Consider the following 26022-nt stretch of genomic DNA (forward strand, 5'->3'; position numbering starts at 1 on the left):
GGGGTGAGTTGCGCCGGCCGCGTTCTTGCGTACGTATCCGCCCGCCCGGGCCCCGGGCCCCGGGCTAATTCAGATCGCCGAGTAGGCCGTCCAAGGCCTTGTTGAGGGCTTCGGAGTTGGCCGGGCCGAACCACGTGGTGCGGATGCGTTCGTTGTTTCCGTTCGGCGTCTCGTGGTCGGCGGCGAGCTGGTGCAGGGAGCGGGTCTCGTCGTCCAGGGCGCGGCCCACGCCCTGGAAGAGTCCGCGGACGTAGCGGTCGGCGTCGTCGGATGCGATGCCGTGACCGACGGCCCACGACGTGAGCGTGGCGAGGTACGAGTAGTGGGTGGTCAGCGTCCCCGTCAGCGCGGAGAAGACGTTGAAGGCCTCCTCGTCCGCGACCGGCTGCGCCCCGCCCAGCCGTTCGAAGAGCTCGTCCACCAGAGGGTGGGACGGGAACGTCACCGTGACGGAGCGGCGTTCGCGTGCGGCGGGCAGGGGGATGGCGCGCACCAATGCGGCGTCGGTCGCCAGTATCCGGCGGAGATCGTCGTTGGCGACGCCGGACATCACGTTGATCACCGTCCTGTCGCCGTCCACCCGCAGGCCGGCCAGTGCTTCGTGCCGGTCCTTGCCGCGTACGGCGATGATCACCATCTCGGAGCGGTCCACCACCTCCTGGTTGTCGGCGCAGACCTGTACGCCCTCGTACCGCGAGGACAGCTCCGCGGCCGTGCCGGCTCCCCGTGGGGAGAGGAACACCTCTGGCGACTCCTCAACCCCGTCGCACAGGCCCGTCACGATGGCCCGGCCGATCTCGCCCACTCCGATGATGCCAATGCGCTTCACTGCGTTGTTTCCTTCCGGATCAGATGGCGAGGGCGGTTCGGAGGAACTCGATGATCTCCGTCCGCGCGGCCCCGGCCTGGCGCTCCACGCCCGGCAGGCTGAGGAACGCGTGCCGCGCTCCGGGGTACTCGGTGAGCCGTACCGGTGTCCCGGCCGCCTCCAGTCGTTCGGCGTAGCCGCGGCCGTGATCGGCCACCGCGTCCTGGGTCGGCACCACCACGAGCGCCGGGGCGAGCCCGCTCAGGTCGTCGGCGTACAGCGGTGAGAGCGCACGAGCGTCGGTTCCTGGTGGAACGGCGAGCTGCTGGAAGAAGCGCAGTTGCGGCTCGGCGCGGGTCGGGCTGTACCCGTACTCGGCGATCGAGGCGTAGTCGAACATCGTCTCGGACACGTCGACCGCGGGGTTGACCAGCACCTGGGCCTTGAGCGGCAGGCCGGCCTCCCTGGACCTGATCGCCGCGAGGGCGCTGATCAACGCGCCGCAGCTCTCGCCGAAGACGGCGGTCCGCGCCGGGTCGACGCCCCACTGCGCGGCGTGCCGCACCACGTGCCGGAGCACGTCCCAGCCGTCGTCGACGGCCGCCGACAGCGGAGTGCCCGGGGCGAGGAGTCGGTGCTCGACCGAGACGACGACTGCGGGCAGCTCGGCGGCCACGTGGCTGTTCGCCCAGTCGCACTGCACCGCCGTGCCCACGAAGCCGCCCCCGTGAACGTGCAGCACGAGGGGCAGGTCGGCCCCGCCTCCGCGCTGGGCTGACGGCCGGTACACGCGGACCGGGAGCTCGCGGCCCGGCAGCGCCACCTCCTGCCACTCGATGGTGGCGCCGGGATCCGGATCCCCGAGGAACACCCGTGCGGGGGCGGACGCCCGGAAGCGGTTCTCCGCCTCGCGGTTGGCGAGCAGTTCCTCGGCCGTCAACGTCGGCCAGTCCGGCTCCGGCGGCCGCTCGACAGTGCCCTCCGGCTCCGGCAGCCGCTCGGTGGCAGTTCCCTCGCTCATGCCTTCTTCTCCTTGTCGAGAGAGTTACGCGACTTGAGGTATCGAAACCTAAGGTAGCGAAACCCGGTACCGTGTGGGTATGGCTTCGACCACATCCGCAAGGCCACCCGGCCGCCCCCGCGCCGGCGTCAACGCCGCGGTCTTCGCCGCCACGTTGAGCACGGTGCGGGAACTGGGCTACGCGCAGGCCACCGTCGAGCGCATCGCCGCCGCGGCCGGTGTCGCGAAGTCGACGGTCTACCGGCGCTGGCCGTCGAAGGGCGCGCTGATCGTGGACTGCCTCCTCGACGCGTTCGGCCCGGCGCCGCTCGAGGGCGCCAGCCGCGCCGAGCTCATGTCCTCGACCGTCCGCTGGATCGCGGGGAAGATCGGCGAGCCCGGGGTGGGTGACGCGTTCGCCGGCGTGTTCAGTGACGCCGTCAGCGACCCGGCCCTGCGCGAGATCCTGTCCACGCGGTTGCAGGACCCGTACCGCATCGCGCTCCAGGAAGCGCTAGGCGAGCCGGAGAACCGGGTCCTGTTCTTCATCGACGTCGTCGTCGGAGTCCTGCTCCACCGGATGGGCATGACCGGCGAGCCGATGGTGGATGCCGACGTCGACGCACTGGTCGAGATGGTGCTGCCCCACTTCGCCGACGGCCCCGCGCCGGCCTGAGACGCCGTACCGGGAGCCGTCGTCCGGGAGCCGCCGTCCTACCGCGCGTTCTGTCGTCGCACCATCTCGGAGATCCAGGTGGGCGCGAACGGAGACGTGCAGCCCGCAGGCGTCGGATAGTCCTTGAGCACCTCTAGGCGCTCGCCGATGTCGATGGCCCGGGCACGGTGCTCGGCGTGCTCGATACCGATCTGAGCCAGGCAGTGGTTCATCGCCCACTGCAAGCGGTCCGGGGCGTCTTTCATCTCCGCCTCGACGACATCGAGCAGCGCCGCGAGGTCGAGGCCCTCGGGCTTCTTCGCCACGCGTTCGGTGGTCAGCGCCCAGCCGGCGCTCGCGACCACAGGGTCCGGATCGGCGGACCAGGCCAGGCGCAGCTCTTCCGCGTGCGGGTTCTTCTTCACGACGTAGTTCACGAGCCAGTCGTGCACCTTGGGTGCGCGCGCCTCGCGCAGCATGGCGTCCAGCTCGTCACGCTCGAACGCCTTCGGGCGGCAGATCAGGAGCGCAAGGAGTCGCGCCGCCGTGTCGCCCGTCTCCCAGAGGCGGTACGCGAGCTCCTGCTGGGTCTTCAGCCGCTTCGCGAGCGCACGCAGCTTGCTGAGGTTCACGCCGTGATCGTCACCGCGCTTCTCGTTCACGGCGCGTGCCTTCGGGTCCTCGAGCTCGGCAAGCTCGGCCATCACCTCGGCCAACACCGTCTCGCCCACCTCGGCCTCCTGTCCCTCACGCATGAGAATCAGCCTAGCCGCCGGACTCTGCCTGGCCCCCGCCGCCCTGAGCGGCACGGACCCTTCACCTCTGCTTGACGCGATCTGGTCCGCCTACCTCCGGGTGACGAGGGCAGGCATTGCCAGCGAGACGGCCTCCCAAGTGCCGCACCGACCAGGAGACCTCCCGCGCTCCTGCGCACTTGGCCGAGGAGCGGGCCCCGCCTCTCGAGGAGGGAGCACTCCAGGCGGGGCCCGCGCAGACCCTTATGATCCGGCGGTCTGCCCACCCCAGCGCGGCACCGACTCCACCCGGGGTGTTCCTGCAAGCAGCGTTCCACTTATGCCGTGCGTGCGGCGCTGCATTTCGGGGCATATTCATGCGACGAACGAGTATCCCGCTCAGCCGATCCACGCACCTGAGGAGACCACGAAGCATGGCTCCCGCCTCGCCCCAACCGCTGCATGTAGACGCGGTCTTGGGCCTCGAACCCGTACTCATGCGTGTGTGCGGGGACTTGGACATGGACAGCGCGCCGTCCCTGAGAACCGAACTGGAGCCCTTGCTGGACAAGAGCGTCGAGCTGGATCTCGCCGACGTCACCTTCATCGACTCCTCCGGCGTCAACGTATTGCTGTCGCATCACGAACGGTGCCGGGCAGCGGGCGGCTCTCTCGTCGTGCTCCACCCGTCCAAGGCCGTGCGGCAGATCCTCCAACTCCTCGGCGTGGACGGGCTGCTGGCGCAACAGCACAGGATCGAAAGGAGGCATGACCCGGGGGACGGCTCCCCAGGCATGCCCTAGCCCTTCGGCGTCAGGCGGTGAAGCGTTCCGTGTAGGCCTCGGTCGGAGGGGCCGGGGTGGGGCTCGTCATGCCCGCCGACCAGAATCCGGCTGTGCCCGGGATGGGTGTCACGTCGTTCAGGTACGGGGCCGGTGCCGCTCCCGCCGGGCCTCGGACCACGGACCAGGTGCTGCCGTCCCGGCGCAGGTAGGTGCTGCGGCTCTGGTCCTGGTAGTTCCAGCCCGATATCCATGCGGCGCGGCCCTGTGCGTCGGCCGCGATGCCGCTCAACGACCCGACGGTGAAGCCCGGTTGCACCCGCGCCCAAGCCGTACCGTCCCAGTGGGCCAGGGCGGGGTTGCCGGGACGTCCCGGCGGGCCGCCGACACCGGCCTCGGTGCCTACCGCCCATACGTCGTCCGGAGCGGCGGCGTGCAGGTCGCCGATGCCAAGGCGGGCGCCCGCGATCGGGGGCAGCACCGTCCACGACCCGTTCCAGCGAGCCACGAGCCCGGACCATCCACCGCCCGATGCCTGATCGCCGCTCACCCAGACCTCGTCGGGCGTGCGCAGCACGATCCGGTACAGGTTGGCGCTCGCGACGGGCAGCGGCTCCAGCCATTGCCACCGTTGCCCGTCGCCGACCAGCAGGCGGGCCGCGCCGTCCCGGCTGCCACAGATCCACACGCGCCGGTCGGGGCCGACCGTCACCGATTCGAGCCTGACGCCCGCTTCGCCCCTGCCCGGGAACGACGCCTCGCGCCAGGTGGTCCCGTCCCAGCGCAGCAGCGGGCTCGCGTTCCCGGTGGGCAGGCCGACGCTCCACGCCACGGTGGAGCAGGTGCCGGCGACGTCGCTCAGCCGGCCGGTGTAGTTCAGATGCGACAGATCGGTCTTCGACCAGGCGCTGCCGTTCCAGACCATGGCCAGTGCCCGCCCTCGTGACGGCCCGGCAAGGCCTTCCTCGCCGACGGCCCAGGCCAGTTGGGGTCCGGCGGCGGTGATGCGGCGCAGTTGCGCGGCCGGGGTGCTGCCGGGTGCCGGGACGGGCTGCCAGCCTTGTGCACGGGGTGTCGGCGCGTCGGCCCGGGCGGGGCCCGAAGCGAGCGTGATCCCCGAGAGGGCGCCGATGGTCCCTGCCACAAATCGTCTTCGTTTCATTGCTGAATCCATTGCTGTGTCCCTCCGTGCCAGTAGTGCCAGTAGTGCGGGTAGGAGGGACCCACCGTGGGCCCGCGCAGCGCGGACGTATAGCCACTCACGTGACAAGACCCGGCAGTTCACGTTCGGCTCTTACTCGGCGAAGATCTTTAATTCGGTGTCCGAAGCGCCGCACAGCTCTTACAGTGACCCCCAATGACACTCCTACATGCCCATGACTACGGGGGCGATGGCCCTCAACTGGTTCTCCTGCACGGTTTCTCACGGTCGCTCACGGACTGGGACGCCGCTGCCGCACTTCTCACCGCCGGGCACCGCGTTCTCGGCGTCGACCTTCCCGGCCACGGCCGCTCTCCTCGTATCTCCCCCTGGACCGTCCCCACGGTGGTGCGGGACCTCGCGGAAACGCTCGACGCGCGGGGCGTGCCGGAGGCCGTGGTGGTGGGCCATTCCCTCGGCGGGATTGTCGCGGTCGAGTACGCACGGGTGAACCCGGACCGCGCCCGCGCCCGCGGCGCCGTGAACCTCGACGGCTTCTGGTGGGCACGCGAATACCCCGGCGCGGAACGCGTGAGCGAGGGGCTCCTTGCGTCGGCCGGTGCCGTCGCTCCACCCGAGTACGTCGAGCAGAAGGTCGCCGCCGCAACCCGGTTCGAGATCCCCGCCGACCATGCGGAGGCCGCCGCCCGCGCGGCCGCACGCCCGTTGCCCGACGGCACGTGGCAGACGTTGCCCGAACGGGCGGAGGCGATGGAGATCGTGGACGAACTCCACAGGCTCTCCGCACACGGTGTCACGGCATGGCTGGAAGGGGTCGACCGCCCGCTGCTCCTTGTACAGGCCGGCCGGCAGCTGCCGCCGGCGCCCGGCATGGAGTGGTTCGCCGAATTCAGCGCGCGGTTCGCCCAAGGAGTCACGGACGAACTGGCCGTGATCTCCCGCACCCGGCCAACGGTCCGCGTCCACCGGATCGACGCCACCCACCCCATGAACATGGAGGCACCGCAGGCGGTGGCGAAGCTGGTCGCCGGATTCGTGCAAGGACTGCCCGCCTAGCGGGACCGGCACGGCTCACGTACGCGGAGGTGAGGGCGCCCCGTTGACGTAACTTCGCACCACTGACGGTTTGTTCGGCCGCTGCTAGCCTGCGCCCATGATCAAGGGGAGATCGCCGGGCCGAATAGCTCACATCGCGGGGACCGGCAGGTCAGAGCGTGTACTGATCCTGGCCAGCTTCGTGAACCGAGTCGGCAACGGACTCTTCAACGCGGCGTCGGCGCTCTACTTCACGCTGGTCGTGGGTCTGCCGGCAGCGCAGGTGGGTGCCGCCCTCACCGTCGCCGGGTTGATCGGCCTCCTCGCGGGGATACCGGGAGGTCACCTCGCCGATCGACGTGGGCCTCGTACGATCATGATGCTCGCTCTGGCAGTTCAAGCGGTGGCGATGTCCGCTCTCGTGCTTGTCGAGAGCTGGGGTGCCCTCACCCTCATCGCCACCGTCGACCAGCTTGCCGCAGCGGTCGGCGGCGCGGCCTGGGGAGCCCTCGTGGTCCGGGTCGGCACCGACCGCCCGGCGCTGTTCAGGGCAAAGCTCCGTACCTACGTCAATCTGGGCGTCGTCCTGGGAACCGTGGGTGCCGGATTCGCGGTCGCCGCGAACACTCGTACCGCCTACACCGTGCTGATTCTGGGCAACGCGGCCAGCTTCGCGCTGTGCGCCCTCCTCTTGGTCCTGCTCCCCCACTACAGAGCACTGCCGCCTCCGTCGCGGCAGCAGCGCTGGATCGCTCTCACCGACCGCCCGTTCGTGGCCTTCGCGGCCCTCTACGGTGCCATGGGGCTTCAGTACTCGGCGGTGTCCCTGCTTCTGCCGATCTGGATCTCGCAGCACACGGACGCACCGCGCTGGACCGTGGCCGCGGTGTTCGCGGTCAACGCCGGAGTCTGCGTCCTGTTGCAGACCAGAATCGGGTCCCGCATCGAAACCCCTCGCGACGGCGGCAGAGCCTTCCGCACGGCAGGGCTGCTCTTCCTCGTCAGCTGTCCGATGATGGCACTGACCGCGCACACTCCCGTGTGGGCGGCCGCCGGCCTCGTGGTCGCAGCGATCTTCGTCCACAGCCTCGGGGAGATATGGGAGTCCTCGGCAGGCTTCGCCCTCGGCTTCGGCCTGGCACCGGACCACGCCCAAGGCCAGTACCAAGGGCTCCTCGGGCTCGGCTTCAGCGCGGGCCAGGCGCTTGCACCCGCCATCCTCACCACCGTCGTACTCGGCCTCGGCACGGCCGGCTGGCTGCTCCTCGGGGCGTTCTTCGCCGCTGTCGGCGCCGTCGGCCCCTCGCTCGAACGATGGGGCGCGCGAACTCGGCCTCGGCAGGAACCTCGACAGGAAGCCGCGGCTGCGGGACCCACCGAAGAACCGGACGAGGCGCGCGCATAGCCACAATGGCTCAACGGAGTACCCATGGAGCCATCCAGGAAGGTCGGCCCGAACATCTATGAACAGCCACGCCCTCAGCGCCTTGGAGCGTGCCGCCGGTCACCAGCAGCGGTTCGAAGCGTCCTTCGAGAAATACTTCGCTGAGCTCGCGCATGACCTCAACGGTGCGCAGCTCGGCCGCTTCCCGCCCCGATGTCTGGAACTGCTTGCGCAGTTGTCGCTGCGCGGCGGGAAGCGGATCCGGATCACCCTGCTCCACGAGGCGGCCGGCCTCGTCACGCGCGAAGAGGTACCGGGTCTCGCGGAAGCCGCGCTGAGTCTCGAACTGCTGCACAGCCACGCGCTCATCCTCGACGACATCATGGACGACTCACCGATGCGACGCGGTGGCCTCTCGACGTACTACGCATGCCGCGAAGACCTCCCGGACCACCCTCAGGCCGCGCTGGGTCTGGCCATGATGGTGGGTGATCTCGCCGGTTTCCTGGCCCTGCGCGTCCTGTTCGACGCCGACATGCCCGCCGACCGCAAGCAGGCCATGCTCGACGTCCAGTTCGGGGTGACGACCGACACCGTCATCGGCCAGGTCCTCGACCTCGAACGTGATGTGGACTCCTCTGCCGACGAGGGGTTGCTGGAGACGGTGTGCGAGTACAAGACCTCTCGCTACTCCATCCTCGGCCCCTTGCGCCTCGGCCTGCTGGCCGCGGGCCAGGACCTGGCGGAACATGAGGAAAGCCTGCGTCGCTATGCCCGACTGGCAGGCCTCAGCGGCCAGATGCGTGATGACTACCTGGACCTCTTCGGCGACCCCGACGTCACCGGCAAACCCAGGGGCGCCGACCTGCGGGCCGGCCGCCACACCTACCTCACCCGCGAGCTCCTTGCCCTCACGGGCGGCGACGATCACGACGCCGTCAAAGCGGCTCTCGGCAACCCCGAGGCCACGCCCCGGACCATCGACCGTATCCGCGACATCGCCCACCGCCACGACGTCCACACCCGCCTGCAGAAGGCCATCGACCACTACGCCCACGCCGCAACAACCGAAGCCGGCTCCTGGCACCGGCACTGGAACAGCGAGGCCGTCGCCCTCTTCGAGCAACTGCCGCAGTGGAACACCCGCAGAACCCGATGACCTGAAGGAGAGCCCTTCATGACAACGCCCCGGGCGAACGAACACAGCTGGACCCTCTACGGGCAACGGCAGCTGGACCACGGTTACTCACCGCCCGTGCCGGACCGCATCGACTGGGGGTTCTGGCCCGGCGTCGGTCCCGGAGCCGAGGTCCTCGGGGACCTCCGGGGCAGACGCGTGCTCGACATCGGATCGGGTTCCGGCCACCACGCCGTCCACCTGGCCCGCGCCCACGGCGCCCTCGTGGACGGCGTCGACCTGTCCCCCACGCAGCACCGGCGCGCGCTGAACGCTCACGGGGCAGAGCCGGGCGTCCGCTTCGTGTGCGCCGACGTCGTCGAGCACCTGCGCCACGCGGCGCCGTACGACGCCGCCTACGGACTGCGCACCTTCGGCTGCATCGACCCTCACCTCCTGTTGCCGGCACTGCGTCACGCGCTGGCCGACGGCGCGCCGCTCGTCTTCTCGGCCCTCCACACCGGCCACGACGGCCACGGGCCCTCCAGCGAGGTGGCACCGCGCCAGGAGTTCATTCGCCTGCGCGACGAGGAACCCATCCCCACCCTCATGTGGGTCCTGTCCCCGCAGCTGTGGGAGGACCGACCAGCCTCCGACACCCCACGCCGCGCTCGGCGTCGGTGCCGTCGTGCTCGGTGAGCGAGGTCTGCTGCTGGGGCGGCATCGGTGTGGGACCTGGGAGCTTCCCGGGGGCACCGACGAGCCGGGAGAGTCGTCGCACGAAGCGGTTGTGCGCGAACTCGCCGAGGAGTCAGGGCTTGTCGCACACGCCGAGTGCGTGACTCTGCTGGGCACGCTCGTCGATCACGTCGGCGAGGTCGTTCGGATCACCGTGGGCGCCGTCGTCACGGCGTGGCACGGCGAACCCGCCGACCAGCCCGGCGATAGTGCAGCGCCCAAATCCTCACCGCCTGGCGACCCGGCCTGCCCATCGATCACGCGCCCGCGCGGTTCACCCCGTACGCCGGGCCCGGCCCGGGGCAAGCAGGGTGAAGGGGTTGATGAACTCGGCCACCGTGTCCATCCGTCCGGATGTGATGCCGTGCTCGCGGCGGGGACGCTGAGCAGGGCGTGTCCACTTCATGGCTGAAAGCGGGGCGCACGAGTTTTCGTCAGGTTTGCGTATTGGGTGCCGTATGCGGGCCGTATTGCCAGGATGTCTGGTGTTCCCGCCGGGAGTTGGGCCGAGGCCGGCACGGCGGGAGCTGCCTGCAGCATCGTCCACTGAGGGGAAGTCCCATGGCGAACGAGCTCAAGTACGGCGACCAGATCCACCTGCAGAACGGCTACAACGGCTGGCAAGGCGGCTACCTCGACACCAACGGCCACAACTCCGCCACCGGCGCCAAGTACAACGTGGCGACCGCCGACACCCCCACCCGCGGCAAGGGCACGGGGACCTGGGAGGTTCTCTCCGCCTCCGGTAAGGCAGCCGGGCAGCCGGTCGCGAGCGGCGACGTGATCTACCTGCGCAACCTCTACGGCGGCGACGGCGGTTACCTGGACACCAACGGCCACGCCAGCGACGGACAGAAGACCTCCGGCGGCAAGTACGACGTGTCCACCTCCCAGTCCAAGGACCGCGCCGCGGGCACCGGCCGCTGGCGGATCTTCGCCCAGGCCTCCACGCCCGCCGACCAGCACGTCCGGGCCGGTGACGTGGTCCACCTGTGGAACATGTACGGCGACAACGGCGGCTTCCTGGAGACCAACAGCCACAGCCCTGTCACGGGCGGCAAGCTCGACCTCTGCACCAACGCCTACTTCAACCGCAGTTCCAACGTCGCGGACTGGAAGATTCACCAGGCCTGAGCCCGACCTTCTGTGATCCCCCCGGCCCCTGCAACCAGGGGCCGGGGCCCGCACCGTAGTAGCCGCGGCGGACCGGGCGGCACCGGCTACAGCATCCGCACCTCGGCCTCAGCCTCAGCCCCGGGAAGCTTCGCCCACCAGTGGTGATATCGACTGTAGACCGCTGCCTCCCGGTCGCCGATGAAGGCCGTCAGGGACTGGGCCTCCTTGGCGAGTTCGTCCCAAGCCGCGGGAGGCAGGGGGTGAAAGGCCGTGGCCTCGATGCCGTCCTCCAGCAGACGCCACACACCGGCGACCTGACCGTCCACCAGCAAGGTGGGCAGTACGTCACCATTGCGCCGGATCACCCATGGCCGGTAGGCCGGGGGTATCACCCGGCCGCGGTCGGCGTACGCCAGGAGGATGCTGTCCCACATGGCCATGAGCCGGGCGGGAGCGGGGGTTTCCGCGGGCGGCCGAGAAGCGCCCGGAAGGTCGAACCGCACCTCCCCGTCCGGTCCCTGGAGCTGCTCGACGGTGTCCCCCAGGGCAAGGAGCGCCGCGCGCACGGGCGCCCTCTGCACCATGGCGAACTGCGCCACGTCCGCGACCGACGCGGGCCCGAACCCTCCCAGATAGCGCAGGATCAAGGTCCGTAGCGCCTGCGGGTCCGCCTCCCGGCCCGTCGGCACGGCTGCGCTTCGGGCCGCGACGAAGGACGGCCGGAGACCGAAGGACCAGGGCGCCTCCGTCGGGGCATGGTGCAACGGCGCGTACGCCTTCAGCCCCCACCACGCCCCCTCCTTCTTCTCCGCGCCGAGCCGCTCCTCCACCCACGCCTGCATCTGAGCCGAGGTACGCGGACGGTCGGCGAAGTCCAGGAGCTCCGGCACCAGTTCGTCGGCGTCCGCCGGAGTCAGCCCCGAGGCGGCGAAGCGGAAGCCGAGCCGGGAGGCGTACAGCGTGGGCTGCATCGCCGCGCGGAGGGCGGGATAGTCCTCGGCGTGCACGACGTGCAGCGTGATCCGCATCAGGGTCGCTTTGATCAGCGAACGCTCGGTGAACGCGGCGTCGAGGTCGGCAGCGGTGAAACCGGAGAGCCGGTTCCACAGGGCGAGGTACGGCGAGACCGGCTGCTGCGCCTGGAGCGCGACCACGCGCCGCATGCCTTCCTGGACGGTCAGTGGCTCACGTTCAAGGAGCAGTTGGCGGCTGAGGGTGGCTCGGTTCAGTTCGCGCGCGGTGATCATCACGATTCGGGATTCTGCCCCTCTCGTACGTCCGCGTCTGCCCGTCAGACGGACCCCGCCGCGTCGTACGCGCTCAGTGCCGCCCGCAGCGTCAGCAGGTCGGTGTGTGCGGCGAGGTCGAGGCCCGTCAGGGTGGCGATGCGGCGCAGGCGGTAGTCGACGGTGTTGGGGTGCACATGCAGGCGTGCCGCCGTCTCGCGGCGGTCCAGGTTCGACGCGAAGTACGTCCGCAGGGTCGCCGGCAGGTCCGGACCTTCCGCCAAGGGGGTCAGCAGCGCGGCCAGGTGGGCGCGGGCGGGGCTGGCGCGGGTGAGCTGGTAGTCGAGGAGCAGCGCGGTCAGGGGATAGACGCCCGGCGGTCGTCCCGTGCCCGTCGCGGTGTCGCGGAGCTCGGTGGCGAGGCGGACGGCGTGCGGGACGTCGGCCGGGGTGCTGGCGGCGACGCCCGCGACCAGGGGCACTCCGCTGACGGTGATGAGGGATGCCGTCAGCCGCTCCAGCCGGGCCCGGTCGGTGTCGGCCGCGCGGTCCGGCGCCGTGTCGGACGGGATGAGCGCGAGGCCCTCGTCGGCGGACAGCCGGGAGAGGACGGGGTGGCCGAGGGCGCGGTCCAGCTCCGTACGCAGGCGTCTGATCTTGCGCCGTGATGCCACGGTGGCATCCACGTCCTCGCGGTCCTCGTCGGGGTGGCGCCCGATGGTGAAGGCGAGCACCAGATAGCACGGCGGGAGGCGTATCCCCAGGTGGGCGGAGTCGAGTTGGGGGCCTCTGCCGTCGAGCAGGGCGGACAGGACGGTGTGACGGGCCGCGTCGCGCTCCCCTATCAGCGACTGGCTCTCCTCCACGTAGCCCGAGGTGACGGCGGCCGTGATCTCCCGCAGGCAGTCGAGCAGGAGCCGGTGGGCCTCGATCAGGTCGTGCGGTTCGGCCGTCGCCGTCATCTCGTCCACGCAGATGCGGGCCCCGTAGTGGTAGGCGCTGACGACCGCCTCCACGGGGAGGCGTTCCTCCGCGCGCTTGGCCGCCGAGCGGCGCACCGTCTCCAGGAACTCCGGGGGCGGCATGCGTTCCGTGCGCAGCACGTCGGCGAAGGCTCGGATCGTCATGTCGACGATGGCCCGGACGTCCCCGTGGAGTTCCTCGGCGGGCAGCCGCCCGTAGACCGGCAGGTCGTCCGCGATGCGCCGGGTGACGGTCGCGGCCAGCCTCGGTACGTCGGCGATCAGGAAGCGGCTGACGCTTTTGTCACCGGTCACAAATGACCCCTCGGAAAGTCTGGTTGCGCGCCTAGAACACCAAGGCGTCGATGGCCCGGATCATAAGGGCGTCCGTTACCCCCGGTACACCCCACACAGGAGAGCCCGTGCGCCCCACACGCGCCCGCACCACCGCGGTCATGGCCGCCGCCCTGTCCGCCTGCGTCCTCGGAGTGTCTCCGGCCGGCGCGGCGTCCGCGCAGGCCGAGGAGGAGCTGGAGTACGTCGCCATCGGCGATTCGTTCGCGGCGGGTCCCCTCATCCCCGACCAGAGCCAGTGGTCCTGTCTGCGCTCCGGACGGAACTATCCGGCCGTCGTCGCCGAGGCGTTGGGCGCGCGGCTCACCGACGTCAGCTGCTCGGGCGCGAAGGTGAGCGACTTCTCCGGCCGCCAGTTCGGCCTGCTGCCGCCCCAGTACGAGGCCCTGAAGCCGAGCACCGACCTGGTGACCCTCACGATCGGCGGCAACGACGTCAGTCTCGTCAGCAAGGCGCTCGGCTGCGTCAACCTCCTGCCGAAGCCGGCGGGCATCTCCTGCGCCGACACCGCCGCGGCCAACGGCGACCCCACCGCGAAGGCCATCGACGCCTGGAGCGCCACCTTCGGCAAGGCCCTCGACGAGGTGCAGCGTCGCGCCCCCAACGCCCGGATCGTCGTCGCCGGCTACGCCACCTACATCCGCAAGGACGGCTGCTGGCCCACCCAGCCCCTCTGGGACAAGGACGCCAACTACCTCCAGGCCCGCGTGAACCAGCTCAACGGCGTCCTCGCGGAGCAGAGCCGGGCTCACGACGCCACGTACGTCGATACCGCTGCCGTCAGCGCCGGGCACGACACCTGCGCGGCGCCGTCCGAGCGCTACATCGAGGGTCTGGTGCCCACCAGCGTCGCGGCGCCGCTGCACCCCAACGCCCGTGGCATGGCCGCCTTCGGGACGGCCGTCGCCCAGGCCGCGACGCGTCCGTGACGGCCGGCGCCCCACGACAGGAGATCCCCATGCCGAGGAAACAGAGGGTACGGCGGTCCGCCGCCGTACTGGCCGCGTCGCTCGCGCTGTCGGCGTCCGCGCTCACGGGCCAAGGACTCGCGCAGCCGAACAACGGCGGCGGCCAGGGAACGGCCGCCCGCACGGCCGACAGCTGTCCGTCGGTCGGCGGCCGCTGGGCCGACGACGGCCCCTTCGCCGTGACCAAGGAACGCGCCGGGCCGAGTCACACCATCCTGCGCCCCACCGAACTCGGCAGCAGGGGCTGCTCGAAACACCCGGTGATCATCTGGGGCAACGGCTCGTTCGTGACCCCGGTCGTCTACGACGGGCTCCTGAAGCACCTCGCTTCCCACGGGTTCATCGTGGTCGCCGCGAACACCACGCAGTCGGGCTCCGGCAGCGCGATGCTCAACGGTCTGGACGTGGTGAAGAAGGCTGACGCGGACCCCGGAAGTCCCTACTACGGCAAGGTCGACCTGGAGAAGGTCGGTGCGTCGGGGCACTCGCAGGGCGGCGGCGGAGCGATCAACGCCGGTGCCGACCCACGTGTCGACGTGACCGCCCCCGTCGAGCCGGGCCCCCAGGGCAGAATCGGCGACCTCAAGGGCCCCCTGTTCATCCTCGGCGGCGAGCACGATCTCGTGGTCGTCCCCGAGCTCCTGGTGATTCCCCGCTACGAGAACGCCGACCATGTCCCCGCCGTCTACGGTGAGTTGGCGGGGGCGTCACACGTGACCCCCGCAGGGGACGGAGGCGGGTTCCGGGGCCCGATCACGGCCTGGTTCCGCTACTTCCTGATGGGCGACCAAGAGGCGCGCGGCGAGTTCTTCGGCGCCGACTGCGGCGCGTGCTCCGCACCTGCCTGGTCGGACTTCCGGCGCAACAGCAAGGCCATCGGTTACGAGGGCTGAGGCGGGGCCCACGGGCCCCTTGTCCGACGATACGGAGGACAGTGTTGATGTTGGGTCTTCTCGACGAACTCTGCGCCTTCGGCGTCGCTTAGCGTCGCGGGTATGTATCCGAGGAGGAGTCGAAGGTGACCGAAGATCTACACAGCCGAACGGTCGTCGCCGACACGCACAACGACCTGCTCATGGCCGAGCGGGGCCTTGACGAGACGATCATTCGCGCGATCCTGGGCGGCAACGTGCAGCGCCTCTTCCGCGAGCAGCTGGGGAGGACCCGATGAGCGGCACGACACCCGGGCGGCCGACGCCCAGCCTTCCCGCGATGCTCGCGGACCTCGAGGAACTGGTGGTCTGCGAGTCCTTCTCCTCCGACCTGGACGCGGTGGCGCGCAGCGCCGACGTCGTGGCCGCGCAGGGAACCCGTCACCTGGGCGTCCCGCCCGAACGCATCGTCGTCGACGGCGTCACGCACCTGCGATGGTCGTTCGGCACACCCCGGGTGCTGCTGCTCGGGCATCACGACACGGTGTGGCCGATGGGCTCGCTGGCCCCTCATCCGTGGTCGGTGACCGACGGCATCGCGCGCGGTCCGGGGATCTTCGACATGAAGGCCGGTCTTGTGCAGATGTTCCACGCCCTGGCCTCGCTGCCCTCCCTGGAGGGGGTCTGTGTCCTGGTGACGGGCGACGAGGAGGTCGGTTCGGACGCGTCGCGGCCGCTGATCGAGGAGGCGGCGCGGCAGTGCGCCGCGACCTTCGTCCTGGAGGCGTCGGCGGACGGCGGCGGTCTGAAAACGGCCCGCAAGGGCACCTCCGCCTACGAGTTGGTGGTGCACGGCAAGGCCGCCCACTCCGGCCTGGAACCGGAGAAGGGCATCAACGCGGCGGTGGAGGCCGCGCATCTGACCCTCGCCCTCGACGCGCTGGCCGAAGAGATCAACATCGGCGCCCCGCAGGACTGGCGCACCACCGCGGTCCCCACGGTGGTCAGTGCCGGCACGACGACCAATACGGTGCCTGCGCAGGCGCGCGTATCGGTGGACGTCCGTGTCCCGACGCTCAGCGCGCAGGAACGGGTGGACGAGGCGATGCGTGCGCTGAAGCCCACCGTGCCGGGAGCGCGCGTCGTCGTACAGGGCGGCCCCAACCGGCCCCCGCTGGAAGCGACTTCCTCGGCCGGCCTGTTCGAGCGGGCCCAGCGCCTCGCCGCGCAGCTCGGCCTGGGCCCGTTGTCCTCGGCGGCGGTCGGCGGTGCGTCCGACGGGAACTTCACCGCCGGGCTCGGCTGCCCCACCCTCGACGGCCTGGGTGCTGTCGGCGGCGGGGCGCACGCCGATCACGAACACTTGGTCGTCGCCGAGATGGTCCCGCGCGCCCGGCTGCTCGCCGCCCTCGTCGAGGAGGTCGCCCGGTGAGCGCCCTCGACGTACAGGAAGCGACCTCACCGCACGGCCTCGTCGTACAGGAGCTGCACGACCTGAGCGAACTGGAGGGCGCGAACGCTCTGTTCGAGAAGATCTGGGGCAGCTCCCCCGGCGCCTCCCCCATGGGTGTCGAGCAGATGCGGGCGCTCTCCCACGCGGGCAACTACGTCGCCGGGGCCTTCGAAGAAGGTCAACTCGTCGGCGCGTCCGTCGCCTTCTTCGCTGCCCCGGCCGGAGAGGCCCTGCACTCGCACGTCACCGGTGCGCTGCCCGGCCGACGAGCGGGCCTGGCCCTCAAGCTCCACCAGCGCCAGTGGGCCCTGGCCCGCGGGCTGCGGCGGATCACGTGGACCTACGACCCTCTGGTGCGGCGCAACGCCTACTTCAATCTGACCAAGCTGGGCGGACGCCCTGTGGAGTACCTCCCCAGCTTCTACGGGGCCATGGATGACGTGATCAACGGCGGCGACGACACCGACCGGGCGCTCATCGCCTGGGAGTTGAACGATGCCGCGGCCATCGCCGCCGCGGCGTCACGCCCCGTTCCCGTGGCGGTCCCCGACAATGCCGCGTCCGCGCTGTCCGTGCGCGACGGCCTGCCGGTCGTCGGCGGCAGTGACGCCGCCACCGCCGCCACCCTGCTGGTCGAGGTTCCGCCGGACATCGAGGGGCTGCGGCGCACCGACCCGGGCGCGGCCAAGGCGTGGCGCCTTGCGATGCGCGAAGTGCTCGGCGGTCTCCTCGCCGATGGCGCTCGCGTCACCGGCTTCCACGACCGGAGTTCCTACGTCATCACGCGCGCCGCCTCCGCGTGACCCCCAAAGCCCTCCCCCAGGAGCCGAACAGCATGAAGATCAACGGAATTGAACTGCGCCGGATCGCGATGCCCCTGCGGGCGCCGTTCCGGACCTCTTTCGGCGTCGAGACCGCACGCGACGTCCTGCTCGTCCGCGTGGTCACGCCCGACAGCGAGGGCTGGGGCGAGTGCGTCGCCATGTCCGAACCGCGCTACTGCTCCGAATACGTCGACGGGGCGGCCGACGTGCTGCGCCGCTTCCTGATCCCGGCCCTGCCCGCCGTGGCGGACGCTCACGCGGTCAAGCGCGCCATGAAGCCGTTCAAGGGCCACAAGATGGCCAAGGCGGCGCTGGAGACCGCCGTACTCGACGCCCAACTGCGCGCGGCCGGCCAGTCCTTCGGGTCCTTCCTCGGCGCCGAGCACGAGCGCGTTCCGTGCGGTGTCTCGGTCGGCATCATGGACTCGGTCCCCGAACTCCTCGACGCGGTCGGCGGTTTCATCGGCGAAGGCTACGTACGCATCAAGCTCAAGATCGAACCGGGCTGGGACATCGCGCCGGTCCGCGCGGTGCGGGAGCGGTTCGGTGACGACCTGCTGCTCCAGGTGGACGCCAATGCCGCCTACACCCTGGCCGACGCCCGTCAGCTCGCCAAGCTCGACGCCTTCGATCTCCTGCTCATCGAGCAGCCACTGGCCGACGACGACCTGGTCCAGCACGCCGCGCTCGCCAAGCAGTTGCGTACGCCCGTATGCCTGGACGAGTCCATCGAGTCCGCCGAGGATGCCGCCGCGGCCATCACCCTGGGCGCCGGCTCGATCATCAACATCAAGCCGGGCCGGGTCGGCGGCTATCTGGAGGCCAAGGCCATCCATGACCTGTGCGTGGCCCACGGTGTCCCCGTGTGGTGCGGGGGCATGCTGGAGACCGGAATCGGCCGCGCCGCCAACGTCGCGCTGGCCGCACTGCCCGGCTTCACCCTGCCCGGTGACACGTCCGGTTCGAGCCGCTACTTCGCCACGGACGTCACCGAGCCCTTCGAACTCGCCGACGGTCATCTCGACGTCCCCACCGGGCCGGGGCTCGGTGTCGAGCCGGTCGACGAGATCCTGGACCGGGTGACCACGGCCAAGGAGTGGATCCAGCTGTAGGGGCCGACCGGCAAGGATGGCACGGACGGCACGGAGGCGGCCCTCACTCCTGCGTGACCGTGCCTGCGGGAGGCATCAACCGCAGTTGCAGCATGAGGGCGAAACGCACGGAGGGGTCCTGGAGATCGACCTGGGCCACCTCGGCGACCCGCCGGATGCGGTAGCGGAAGGTGTTGGGGTGGACGAAGACGCTCGCCGACGCGGCGATGATGTCGCCGAACGCGTCGAGCCACGCGCGCAGCGTCTCGACCAGGTGTGAGCGATGCCTGGTGTCGTACTCGACGAGGCGGGCCACCGGGCTGAGCAGCTCGTCCCCCTGCACCGCGGCCAGGTCGCGCAGGTCCAGGAGCAGCGCGTCGATGTATACGTCGCCGATCGAGGCCACCCGCCTGCTGCCCAGGTCGCTCATCAGGACACGCAGCGCGCGGTCCGCCCTGGTGCGTGAGCGGCCGAGCGCCGACGGGTCGGTCGCCACCGACCCGATGCCGATCGCCACCTGCGCCCGCTTGCCGGCCCGCTCCAGGAAGTTGGCCGCGATCTGCACCGCCCGTTCGCGCCCTGCCACCGGGTCCGCGGGCACCGGAACGACGGCGTAGGCCACGTCGCCGAGGAGCGCGAGAGCCGACCGTGGCTGCACCGCGTTGAGGTGGATACCCAGGGCGCTGGTCAGCCGCTGCCGTTCCGCCGTCAGCTGGGCATGATCCCCCTTCTCCCCGGCGAGGCCCATGGCCATCACCACCGTGGGCTCCTTCACCAGGCCGAGCCGGTCCAGGGCGTCCACCGCGCCCGTACCGCCCTCGAGGACCGTGCTCACGAGATCGGCCCTGAGCCGGTTCCGTGCGTCGGCGCCCGCCCGGTGTCGCAGCAGGTGCAGTGCGACGAGCTTCGCCGCGTCCTGGAACGCTTGCTCACGATCGGGGGTCAACGGCTCCTCGACCGCGGCCCACACCGAACCCAGGAACTCGTCCCCGGCGCGCACCGCGACGGCCACCCGCGGGATCGCCGTCTCCCCTTCCTCGACCGTGGCCGGGGCGATGTGCACGGGGCGGTCGCTGCGGTACAGCTCGCTGAAGACTCCGCGGCTCTCCAGGATCCGCAGATACCCGTCCGGCACCTGGCGGGCCAGGATCGTGGCGACGCGCGACTGGTCCGCCTCGTCCTGACGGCCCGAGAAGGCCAGGATGCGCTGGCGACGGTCCTCGATCGTGATCGGCGCGTCCAGCAGCGTCGCGACGGCGTTGGCCAGCGCGAACAGATCACCGGAAGGGACACCTCCGAGCGACTCCACCCCCGCGTCACCGACATCCCCCTCGGTGAGCAGCGTCCGCAGGAGCTCCGTCAGCTGCGACCACGACGCGCCCCGCGTCAAGCTGATCAGGGCCACCCCCGAGGCCTCCGACGCCGCGGCCAGCGCCTCGTCCCGCTCCACCGGGCCGCGCACCACCAGGGCGGCCGCACCGTGCTCGCCCAGCTCACGCATGAGCCGGGCGGTCTCCGCCGTCCCGTAGACACCGACGCCGAGCACCATGGCACGCGGCGGGTACGCGACCACGTCCCCCGGGTCGTGGATGACGACCCCGCCGACCCCGCCGACCTCGTCGGTCAGCTCACCCGGCTCGGTCAGCTCGGGGCTGCCGTGTACGAGATCGAGCAAGGCAGGGCTGAAGTCCTCGAGAACACGGGCAAGACTGGTGCGAAGGTTCATCGGCACGTCACTGATCACCACCTCAGGCTAAGAGGGTGACTATCACCGACGTTCGTACGGGGACACAAGCTGGGCAGAGGAACTCGTCGCGGCGTACGAACGGGCGGTCGTCGACGCCGTGCGGCGACCGCTCGGTGCGCCGCGTTCAGCGGCCGCGCAGAGCCTTCCAGTCGTCCTCGAGAATCGAGTACTGAACGATGTCGTGCCACACCCCGTCCACATGGCCGTAGTGGCGCAGCCGCCCCTCCCGCACCATTCCGGCCTTCTCGATGGCCCGCTGCGCGGCGACGTTCGACGGCATGAATCCCGACCAGACGCGGTGCAGGCCGAGCCGGTCGAAGCCCAGGATGCCGAGCAGGAAGCCGATCTCGACGCTGTGGCCGACGCTCACCCGGTCGGCGCGCAGAGCCAGCCCCACCTCCGCGCTGCGGTAGCCGACGCGTACCATCCCGCCCTCGCCGGACTGGTCCTCGACGATCAGCTTCGCCGAGCCGATCAGCTCGCCCGTGGCGATCTCGCTGACGCCAAGGCGGTAGTGCGTTCGAGGAGTTCGCCGGGCACCCGCCCTGGCCTGCTCGACCAGCGCCGCGGCGTCGGAGCGCCGAAAGGGCGGCATGCCGAACTCGCGGGTCGTACGGGGGTCGCCGAAGATGCCGAGCACCCCCTCGACATCGCTGGGCAGGAACTCCCGCAGTCGCAGCGTGGTGCCTTCGATGAGAACCGCACGCTGCTCCGACACGCGCGGCGGCCGCTCGTCGACCCGCGCCCGCGATTCTCGCGGAGGCCACAGGTGGGCCGTCTCCCGCTCGGCTTCCAGGCGATCCGTCATCTGTTGACTCCTTGGTGATGTTTCGTCAGGCCGAACGACACGCGCGTGACCCAGAGTGGTTTCCGCGCACGGATCGCAGGAAGAAAGTTGGCCAGGGGCAGGACCCACCCGCAGAGGAAGCCCCGGCCCCGTGGTTCGCGAACCGCTCGCACGGCGGAGATGTTCGGGTGCACCGCGCGCAGCTTCCGCTGTTCCGCCGGTGTCATCCCCCAGAGCATCGGCGGCGGACGGTACCCCGCGGGGTACTTCCACCGACCCCGCACGGTGCGGGCGGCCATCCAGGCAGGCGGGGTGTCGAAGACCAGCTCCGCTCCGGGGAATCGGGCGGCGCACCCCTCGATGAGGCGGTGCACCACATCGCGCGGGAGATACATCAGCATCCCCTGGGCGATGATCAGCACCCCGCGCGAGGCGTCGACCTCGTCCATCCACCGTGTGTCGGTGGCCGAACAGGGCAGTGTGCGGTGGCGTGGCGCGTCCGGCAGCAGCCGCCGGCGCAGCGCCGCGACCTCGGGCAGGTCGACCCCGAGCCAGCGCACCCTGCCGTTGTCCACCCGCCAGAACTGCGTCTCCAGACCCTCCCCGAGCGAGACGACCGTGCCGTCCGGATGGTCCCTGAGGAAACGTCGCACCTCGCGGTCGTAACAGCGCGCCCGTACCGCCATCCCTTGGGCGTAGCCCCAGTTGCCGGTGCCGAACCGCCCCTCGAAGGGGTAATCGACGGCGTCGATCACCTCGATCGCCTTCGGGTCCCGCAGTGCCGAGCCAGGGTCCTTCGCGGCCAGAGCGCGGTGGTGCAACGTCCATAGCGTCGTCTCGGCGACGCCATCCAACTCGGCCTTCCGCTTCTGTCCGTTCATCCGGCGATGGTCACAACACTCCCGGCGCCCCAGCAAGGAGCGTCACTCCTGCGAGCACATAGATCACTCCTTCAGTTGGGATTTCCTACGGTGGAGCCCCGCTCCCTGTCTTGTGCTCTTTACTGCGGCGCCATGTTGACCCGCCTCAACACCCCGGCCCTTTCTCCGCTTTGTCCGCCGCTGTGCGCCCCAGGCCCGGCGGCGAGGGCCGCCTCGGTGTCGGCGGCGGCCAGGTCGGCGTTCATGCGGGCGCCCGCGAGCGCCCCGGCCGCGGCGGAGGCGCCGACCTGGGCGGCCAGGTCGGTGGCGTTGCCGGCCACCCACACCCCCGGCACTTCGGTGGTGCCCGCCATGCCGGTGGCGAAGTGGCGGCCCATCCCGCCGGGCAAGTCCCGCATCGGCAGCCGCAGTTGCTCCAGGCCTTCGGTGCGGGCCTGCATGGAGGTGGCGACGGCCAGGACACTCCGGGGTTCCAGCCGTCCGTCGCTCAGGCGTACGCCCGCGATGCCGCCCTCCTCCGCGGTGACGACCTCGGTCACCGGGGTGTCGACGACGCGGATGCCGCGAGCGGTGAAGCGCGCGCGGGTGTCCTCGTCGAGATCGGTGCCGCGGGTGAAGTAGACGAGGTCGTCGGTCAACTGACGGAACAGCAACGCGTGGTGGACGGAGGCGGGGCCGACGGCGAGGATCCCGATGGGCTCGTCGCGCACCTCCCAGCCGTGGCAGTACGGGCAGTGCACCACCCCGTGCCCCCAGTGCTCGGCGAGCCCGCGGACGTCGGGCAGGACGTCGCGCAGTCCGGTGGCAACGAGCAGGCGGCGCGCCGACAGAGCGCTGCCGTCGGTGAGAGTGACCGTGAAGCGCGGATCTCCCTCGGCGGAGGGGGCGGCCGGGGCGGCGGAGGCCACTTCCCCGTTCACGACGAGGCCGCCGTAGCGGCGCACCTCTTCGCGCCCCCTCCGCAGCAGTTCGGCCGGCGGGGTGCCGTCCAGGCCGAGCAGGCCGTGCACGCCGTCGGCGGGGGCGTTGCGCGGGGTGCCGCTGTCGATCACGACGACCGCGCGGCGGGAGCGGGCGAGCATCAGCGCGCCGTTCAGGCCCGCGGCGCCGCCGCCGATCACCACGGCATCGACGGTCTCCCCCGGCAGTTCGTCGGTCGCGTACGCGGCACCGGCCACGGAAGTCGCAGTGCCCATGGGGGCCACAGAGGTCTCAGTCATGGCGTCGCACCCTTTCCTTCATGTCCTTCACGCGAGTCCCCATCGGTTCGGGGATGCGTTCACGACGATAGGCACGCTTTGCGAGCAAGGCATACGATGTTGCCTATGACGCAAGACAATGGCGAGATGGACAGCCTGGTACGCAAACGGATCCGGGCCCTGCGGGTGGCGCAGGGCTGGTCCCTGGAAGAACTGGCCACCCGCGCCTCGCTCAGCCAGTCCACGCTCAGCCGCATCGAGAACGGCCGGCGCCGCCTGGCTCTGGACCAGCTCGTCACCCTCGCCCGGGCCCTGGACACCTCCCTGGACCAGCTCGTCGAGACGGCCACCGACGATGTCATCACCAGCCCGGCGATCGACGCGGCCCATGGACTCATGCGCTGGCCGATCAAGGCGGAGCCCGGCATGAGCGTCGTACGCCAGCGGATGACGAACCCGCCGCCCGACAGCCCCTCACGCATGCGCGCGCACCCCGGCCGCGAATGGCTCGTCGTGCTGTCCGGCACCGCGGTCCTGCTGCTGGGCAACCGGCGCTTGCGCGTGGAGACCAACCAGGCCGCGGAGTTCCCCACGATGCTCCCGCACGCCATCGGCGCCGAGGGCGGGCCGTGCGAGATCCTCGGCATCTTCGACCGCGACGCCCGCCGCGGACATCAGCGCGAGGGCAAGGACGAGAGCGGCCAGGCAAGCCAGTGAGGTGATGCGACCTCCAGTCGACTGGGCCCGCGGCAGAGCCGTTGGTTGCGCCTGCGGCAGTGCAGCGGGCCATCTTCTTGCGCGCCCCGGGATTCATGGTGCCGCGGCACCATGACCGACCTAGCGTCGCCGGCATGACCCACGCTTCCTCGCACACAGGCCACCACGACACCGACCACCACCCCCGCCATGAGCCGGACGCCGGCAACCAGGCGGAGCTCCTCGATCTGGACGCGGAGGTGCTCTCCGAGCACATCGCGTCCATCACCGCATGGCTGCCCGTCGAGAAGGCGCCGCGCCACGTCGTGGACCTGGGATGCGGGACCGGGGCGGGTACGTTCGCCCTACTCGCGCGCTTCCCCGAGGCACAGGTCACCGCCGTGGACGCGTCGGCCGACCACCTGCACCGCCTCCGGGCGAAGGCCGAAGAGCTCGGGGTGGCCGACCGGGTGCGCGCGGTGTCGGCCGATCTCGACGCGGACTGGCCCGACCTCGGTCGGCCCGAGCTGGTGTGGGCGTCGGCGTCGATGCACCACATGGCCGACCCCGACCGCGCCCTGCGCAAGGTCCACGAATTGCTCGCGCCCGGCGGCCTGTTCGCCGTCGTCGAGCTGGCCGGCTTCCCGCGCTTCCTGCCCGCCGACGCTCCGGCGGACCGGCCCGGCCTCGAGGAGCGCTGCCACGCCGCCCTCGCGCACCACGAAGCCGAGCACGTGTCGCACCGCGGCGCCGACTGGGGCCCCAAGCTGGCAGCCGCCGGGTTCGCCGTCGAGGGCGAGCGCCTCATCACCGTGAACGTCGACGGCTCCCGCAGCACGGCGGTCGGCCGCTACGCGCTCAGCAGCCTGAAGCGGCTTCGCGCCGGCGCCGCCCACGCCCTTCCCGCCGAGGACCTCGGCTCGCTCGACCAACTGCTCGACACCGAGAGCCCGCTCAGCATCCTGCGCCGCGGCGACCTGGCGGTCCGCACCGAACGCTCCGTATGGGCCGCGCGGCGATTCTGACGTCAGCCGGTCCGCGTCGGCCGCGTGAGCACGGCTGATCGGGGAGGAGTTCACATGTAGGCGTCCTCGACAGCGACGCGTCGCACTGTTCGCAGCGTCGACCGGAGACTGTCCATATCGGTCGAGCCCAGAGCGAGGCGGATCGCCTGCGGTGTGTGCACCGAGGTGGTGAACGGTTCGGCCGTGGACACCGAGATGTGCTGACGCGCGAGCGTGGCGGTCAGGCGATCGGCGCGTGCGTCGTCGGGCAGCGACAGCCAGGTGAAGTAGGACGAGGGGTGGCCGACGAGCGGCAGGCCCGCCAGCTCTCGTCGGGCGAGTGCTTGGCGGGCCTTGGCGTCCTCTCGCTTCTGCGCTTCCAAGTGGTCCACCGTGCCGTCGTCGAGCCAGCGGCAGGCGATCGCGGTGGTGAGGGCCGGGGTGTTCCAGGTGGTCGCCCTGATGGCGCGTTCGAGCGAGGGCACCGCGGATGGCGGAGCGACGACGAAGCCGACCCGCAGGCCGGTGGCAACGCTCTTGGACAGTCCCGAGACGTAGACAGTGATGTCCGGCGCGCTCGCGACCAGAGGTGGTGGAGGGTCCTCGGCCAGGTAGGCGTAGGAGGCGTCCTCGATGATGAGCGGGCCGTGCTGTCGAGCGATCTCGATCAGGCGCGTCCGGTCCGTCGCCGGCATGACCCAGCCCAGAGGGTTGTGCAAGGTGGGCATGGTGTAGATCGCGCGCACGGGGCGGGTGGCGCACAGCTTCTCGAGGGCATCGAGATCCGGCCCGTCGGCGGTTACGGGGATGGGCGCCAGGTCGAGATGAGAGGCATGCGCGAGGACCTTGAAACCCGGGTAGGTGAGTGCGTCGACCGCGACGACGTCGCCGGCGTCGAGCGCGGCCATGACGCTGATGGCCAGGCCGTGCTGCGCACCGTTGACGACGAGGACCCGCTCCGCATCGGTGGTGATTCCCCGGCGCCTCAGGTGCCGTGCGATCGAGGCTCGGTCCTGGGGGCGCCCTCGGTGTGGTTGGTAGCGCAGCAGCGAGTCGAGATCCCCCGAGGTGGCCACCTCTCGCAGGGCCTGCCGCAGGAGATCGGCTTGCCCGGGCAGCGATGGGTAGTTGAAGTTGAGGTCGACCGCGTCCGTGGCGACGACCTGCTGATCGATGCCGTGACCGGCGGGAACCGCGATGTCGCGCACGAACGTCCCGCGACCCTGTTCCCGGCTCACCAGACCCATCGTTTCCAGCTCGGCGTACACCCGAGTCGCGGTCACCAGGGCGATGCCCTCACGGGCGGCGAGGGCGCGGTGTGTCGGCAGACGCGCGCCCGCGGCGAGCCGCCCGGTCCGGATGTCGGACGCGAGCGCGTCGACCAGCTTTTTGTATCGCGAGGCTGCCATGCACCGGATTGTATGCAT

The 26022-nt window shown here is 70.7% G+C and carries 27 protein-coding genes and 1 pseudogene; 16 read left to right on the forward strand and 12 right to left on the reverse strand.

The window, feature by feature from the left end; translation table 11 throughout:
- Window positions 1-64 precede the first annotated feature (64 nt).
- A complete protein-coding gene (locus tag ACWGI2_RS39145) occupies window positions 65-829 on the reverse strand; it encodes an NAD(P)-binding domain-containing protein (RefSeq protein WP_453700681.1) in 765 nt (254 codons plus the stop codon).
- A 19-nt stretch (window positions 830-848) separates the two neighbouring features.
- Window positions 849-1829, reverse strand: coding sequence for an alpha/beta hydrolase (locus ACWGI2_RS39150; RefSeq protein ID WP_453700683.1), 981 nt, complete (start codon window positions 1827-1829; stop codon window positions 849-851).
- Between the two features lie 79 nt (window positions 1830-1908).
- On the opposite strand from ACWGI2_RS39150, the gene ACWGI2_RS39155 reads away from it, so the two are divergent.
- Window positions 1909-2484 (forward strand): TetR/AcrR family transcriptional regulator, encoded by a 576-nt coding sequence (locus ACWGI2_RS39155; protein WP_453700685.1) that lies wholly within the window; start codon window positions 1909-1911, stop codon window positions 2482-2484.
- Window positions 2485-2522: 38 nt separating this feature from the next.
- Here the strand turns inward: ACWGI2_RS39155 and ACWGI2_RS39160 are convergent, their stop codons facing one another.
- A complete protein-coding gene (locus ACWGI2_RS39160; RefSeq protein WP_453700687.1) occupies window positions 2523-3218 on the reverse strand; it encodes a DNA alkylation repair protein in 696 nt (231 codons plus the stop codon).
- A gap of 476 nt (window positions 3219-3694) precedes the next feature.
- Here ACWGI2_RS39160 and ACWGI2_RS39165 point away from each other — a divergent pair, with 476 nt between their 5' ends.
- Window positions 3695-4000: an STAS domain-containing protein gene (locus tag ACWGI2_RS39165; RefSeq protein WP_453700788.1), complete on the forward strand. Its 306-nt coding sequence runs from the start codon at window positions 3695-3697 to the stop codon at window positions 3998-4000.
- A 10-nt stretch (window positions 4001-4010) separates the two neighbouring features.
- Here the strand turns inward: ACWGI2_RS39165 and ACWGI2_RS39170 are convergent, their stop codons facing one another.
- Complete coding sequence (locus tag ACWGI2_RS39170) at window positions 4011-5123, reverse strand: hypothetical protein (RefSeq protein ID WP_453700689.1); 1113 nt, start codon at window positions 5121-5123, stop codon at window positions 4011-4013.
- A 213-nt stretch (window positions 5124-5336) separates the two neighbouring features.
- On the opposite strand from ACWGI2_RS39170, the gene ACWGI2_RS39175 reads away from it, so the two are divergent.
- From ACWGI2_RS39175 to ACWGI2_RS39195, 5 genes and pseudogenes are all read left to right on the forward strand, one after another.
- Window positions 5337-6197, forward strand: coding sequence for an alpha/beta fold hydrolase (locus ACWGI2_RS39175; RefSeq protein WP_453700691.1), 861 nt, complete (start codon window positions 5337-5339; stop codon window positions 6195-6197).
- 97 nt (window positions 6198-6294) lie between these two features.
- The gene (locus ACWGI2_RS39180; RefSeq protein ID WP_453700693.1) at window positions 6295-7581 is read left to right on the forward strand and encodes an MFS transporter; all 1287 of its coding nucleotides are present in this window, start codon (window positions 6295-6297) and stop codon (window positions 7579-7581) included.
- 58 nt (window positions 7582-7639) lie between these two features.
- Window positions 7640-8719 carry a polyprenyl synthetase family protein gene (locus tag ACWGI2_RS39185; protein WP_453700695.1) on the forward strand — a complete coding sequence of 360 codons (1080 nt, stop codon included), beginning with the start codon at window positions 7640-7642 and terminating at the stop codon, window positions 8717-8719.
- 18 nt (window positions 8720-8737) lie between these two features.
- On the forward strand, window positions 8738-9376 hold the full coding sequence (locus tag ACWGI2_RS39190) for a methyltransferase domain-containing protein (protein ID WP_453700696.1): 639 nt from the start codon (window positions 8738-8740) through the stop codon (window positions 9374-9376).
- Window positions 9366-9554: pseudogene (locus ACWGI2_RS39195) on the forward strand (NUDIX domain-containing protein); the annotation flags it as partial. The gene ACWGI2_RS39190 and the pseudogene ACWGI2_RS39195, both read left to right, overlap by 11 nt.
- Before the next feature lie 135 nt (window positions 9555-9689).
- On the opposite strand, the gene ACWGI2_RS39200 reads toward ACWGI2_RS39195, so the two are convergent.
- On the reverse strand, window positions 9690-9821 hold the full coding sequence (locus ACWGI2_RS39200; RefSeq protein WP_453700798.1) for a hypothetical protein: 132 nt from the start codon (window positions 9819-9821) through the stop codon (window positions 9690-9692).
- A 155-nt stretch (window positions 9822-9976) separates the two neighbouring features.
- Here ACWGI2_RS39200 and ACWGI2_RS39205 point away from each other — a divergent pair, with 155 nt between their 5' ends.
- Window positions 9977-10549 (forward strand): hypothetical protein, encoded by a 573-nt coding sequence (locus tag ACWGI2_RS39205; RefSeq protein ID WP_453398761.1) that lies wholly within the window; start codon window positions 9977-9979, stop codon window positions 10547-10549.
- Between the two features lie 86 nt (window positions 10550-10635).
- Here ACWGI2_RS39205 and ACWGI2_RS39210 read toward each other — a convergent pair whose 3' ends face one another.
- Window positions 10636-11781, reverse strand: coding sequence for a winged helix DNA-binding domain-containing protein (locus tag ACWGI2_RS39210; protein ID WP_453700698.1), 1146 nt, complete (start codon window positions 11779-11781; stop codon window positions 10636-10638).
- Between the two features lie 41 nt (window positions 11782-11822).
- Window positions 11823-13034, reverse strand: a complete 1212-nt coding sequence (locus ACWGI2_RS39215; protein WP_453700700.1) for a PucR family transcriptional regulator — start codon at window positions 13032-13034, stop codon at window positions 11823-11825.
- Between the two features lie 107 nt (window positions 13035-13141).
- On the opposite strand from ACWGI2_RS39215, the gene ACWGI2_RS39220 reads away from it, so the two are divergent.
- From ACWGI2_RS39220 to menC, 6 genes are all read left to right on the forward strand, one after another.
- The gene (locus tag ACWGI2_RS39220) at window positions 13142-14002 is read left to right on the forward strand and encodes an SGNH/GDSL hydrolase family protein (RefSeq protein ID WP_453700702.1); all 861 of its coding nucleotides are present in this window, start codon (window positions 13142-13144) and stop codon (window positions 14000-14002) included.
- Window positions 14003-14031: 29 nt separating this feature from the next.
- Window positions 14032-14934, forward strand: coding sequence for a poly(ethylene terephthalate) hydrolase family protein (locus ACWGI2_RS39225; RefSeq protein WP_453700704.1), 903 nt, complete (start codon window positions 14032-14034; stop codon window positions 14932-14934).
- 125 nt (window positions 14935-15059) lie between these two features.
- Entirely contained in the window at window positions 15060-15212 is a 153-nt protein-coding gene (locus ACWGI2_RS39230) for a hypothetical protein (RefSeq protein ID WP_453700705.1), read from the forward strand.
- A 41-nt stretch (window positions 15213-15253) separates the two neighbouring features.
- Complete coding sequence (locus ACWGI2_RS39235) at window positions 15254-16345, forward strand: M20 family metallopeptidase (protein ID WP_453700789.1); 1092 nt, start codon at window positions 15254-15256, stop codon at window positions 16343-16345.
- The gene (locus ACWGI2_RS39240) at window positions 16342-17169 is read left to right on the forward strand and encodes a GNAT family N-acetyltransferase (protein ID WP_453700706.1); all 828 of its coding nucleotides are present in this window, start codon (window positions 16342-16344) and stop codon (window positions 17167-17169) included. The genes ACWGI2_RS39235 and ACWGI2_RS39240 overlap by 4 nt, the downstream gene beginning before the upstream one ends.
- A 32-nt stretch (window positions 17170-17201) precedes the next feature.
- The gene (gene menC, locus ACWGI2_RS39245; RefSeq protein ID WP_453700708.1) at window positions 17202-18302 is read left to right on the forward strand and encodes an o-succinylbenzoate synthase; all 1101 of its coding nucleotides are present in this window, start codon (window positions 17202-17204) and stop codon (window positions 18300-18302) included.
- A gap of 43 nt (window positions 18303-18345) precedes the next feature.
- On the opposite strand, the gene ACWGI2_RS39250 is transcribed toward menC, so the two are convergent.
- The 4 genes from ACWGI2_RS39250 to ACWGI2_RS39265 form a co-directional block, all read right to left on the reverse strand.
- Complete coding sequence (locus ACWGI2_RS39250; RefSeq protein WP_453700710.1) at window positions 18346-20025, reverse strand: PucR family transcriptional regulator; 1680 nt, start codon at window positions 20023-20025, stop codon at window positions 18346-18348.
- Window positions 20026-20152: 127 nt separating this feature from the next.
- A complete protein-coding gene (locus ACWGI2_RS39255; RefSeq protein WP_453398770.1) occupies window positions 20153-20836 on the reverse strand; it encodes a GNAT family N-acetyltransferase in 684 nt (227 codons plus the stop codon).
- Entirely contained in the window at window positions 20833-21696 is an 864-nt protein-coding gene (locus tag ACWGI2_RS39260; protein ID WP_453700711.1) for a class I SAM-dependent methyltransferase, read from the reverse strand. Before ACWGI2_RS39260 ends, ACWGI2_RS39255 begins: the two co-directional genes overlap by 4 nt.
- A 119-nt stretch (window positions 21697-21815) precedes the next feature.
- Window positions 21816-22892, reverse strand: a complete 1077-nt coding sequence (locus tag ACWGI2_RS39265) for an NAD(P)/FAD-dependent oxidoreductase (protein ID WP_453700790.1) — start codon at window positions 22890-22892, stop codon at window positions 21816-21818.
- Between the two features lie 129 nt (window positions 22893-23021).
- On the opposite strand from ACWGI2_RS39265, the gene ACWGI2_RS39270 reads away from it, so the two are divergent.
- On the forward strand, window positions 23022-23612 hold the full coding sequence (locus ACWGI2_RS39270) for a helix-turn-helix domain-containing protein (RefSeq protein WP_160509501.1): 591 nt from the start codon (window positions 23022-23024) through the stop codon (window positions 23610-23612).
- Between the two features lie 134 nt (window positions 23613-23746).
- Window positions 23747-24616, forward strand: coding sequence for a class I SAM-dependent methyltransferase (locus ACWGI2_RS39275; protein WP_453700712.1), 870 nt, complete (start codon window positions 23747-23749; stop codon window positions 24614-24616).
- A 50-nt stretch (window positions 24617-24666) separates the two neighbouring features.
- On the opposite strand, the gene ACWGI2_RS39280 is transcribed toward ACWGI2_RS39275, so the two are convergent.
- The gene (locus tag ACWGI2_RS39280; RefSeq protein ID WP_453700713.1) at window positions 24667-26004 is read right to left on the reverse strand and encodes an aminotransferase-like domain-containing protein; all 1338 of its coding nucleotides are present in this window, start codon (window positions 26002-26004) and stop codon (window positions 24667-24669) included.
- Between the last annotated feature and the right edge of the window lie 18 nt (window positions 26005-26022).

The organism is Streptomyces sp. NPDC054866 (genome assembly GCF_053610745.1).

Coding starts and splice junctions, on each gene's coding strand:
- ACWGI2_RS39150 (WP_453700683.1), bottom strand. CDS start 1,829: ATGAGCGAGGGAACTGCCACCGAGCGGCTGCCGGAGCCGGAGGGCACT.
- ACWGI2_RS39155 (WP_453700685.1), top strand. CDS start 1,909: ATGGCTTCGACCACATCCGCAAGGCCACCCGGCCGCCCCCGCGCCGGC.
- ACWGI2_RS39160 (WP_453700687.1), bottom strand. CDS start 3,218: ATGCGTGAGGGACAGGAGGCCGAGGTGGGCGAGACGGTGTTGGCCGAG.
- ACWGI2_RS39165 (WP_453700788.1), top strand. CDS start 3,695: ATGCGTGTGTGCGGGGACTTGGACATGGACAGCGCGCCGTCCCTGAGA.
- ACWGI2_RS39175 (WP_453700691.1), top strand. CDS start 5,337: ATGACACTCCTACATGCCCATGACTACGGGGGCGATGGCCCTCAACTG.
- ACWGI2_RS39180 (WP_453700693.1), top strand. CDS start 6,295: ATGATCAAGGGGAGATCGCCGGGCCGAATAGCTCACATCGCGGGGACC.
- ACWGI2_RS39185 (WP_453700695.1), top strand. CDS start 7,640: ATGAACAGCCACGCCCTCAGCGCCTTGGAGCGTGCCGCCGGTCACCAG.
- ACWGI2_RS39190 (WP_453700696.1), top strand. CDS start 8,738: ATGACAACGCCCCGGGCGAACGAACACAGCTGGACCCTCTACGGGCAA.
- ACWGI2_RS39200 (WP_453700798.1), bottom strand. CDS start 9,821: ATGAAGTGGACACGCCCTGCTCAGCGTCCCCGCCGCGAGCACGGCATC.
- ACWGI2_RS39205 (WP_453398761.1), top strand. CDS start 9,977: ATGGCGAACGAGCTCAAGTACGGCGACCAGATCCACCTGCAGAACGGC.
- ACWGI2_RS39225 (WP_453700704.1), top strand. CDS start 14,032: ATGCCGAGGAAACAGAGGGTACGGCGGTCCGCCGCCGTACTGGCCGCG.
- ACWGI2_RS39235 (WP_453700789.1), top strand. CDS start 15,254: ATGCTCGCGGACCTCGAGGAACTGGTGGTCTGCGAGTCCTTCTCCTCC.
- menC (WP_453700708.1), top strand. CDS start 17,202: ATGAAGATCAACGGAATTGAACTGCGCCGGATCGCGATGCCCCTGCGG.
- ACWGI2_RS39255 (WP_453398770.1), bottom strand. CDS start 20,836: ATGACGGATCGCCTGGAAGCCGAGCGGGAGACGGCCCACCTGTGGCCT.
- ACWGI2_RS39260 (WP_453700711.1), bottom strand. CDS start 21,696: ATGAACGGACAGAAGCGGAAGGCCGAGTTGGATGGCGTCGCCGAGACG.
- ACWGI2_RS39265 (WP_453700790.1), bottom strand. CDS start 22,892: ATGGGCACTGCGACTTCCGTGGCCGGTGCCGCGTACGCGACCGACGAA.
- ACWGI2_RS39270 (WP_160509501.1), top strand. CDS start 23,022: ATGACGCAAGACAATGGCGAGATGGACAGCCTGGTACGCAAACGGATC.
- ACWGI2_RS39275 (WP_453700712.1), top strand. CDS start 23,747: ATGACCCACGCTTCCTCGCACACAGGCCACCACGACACCGACCACCAC.
- ACWGI2_RS39280 (WP_453700713.1), bottom strand. CDS start 26,004: ATGGCAGCCTCGCGATACAAAAAGCTGGTCGACGCGCTCGCGTCCGAC.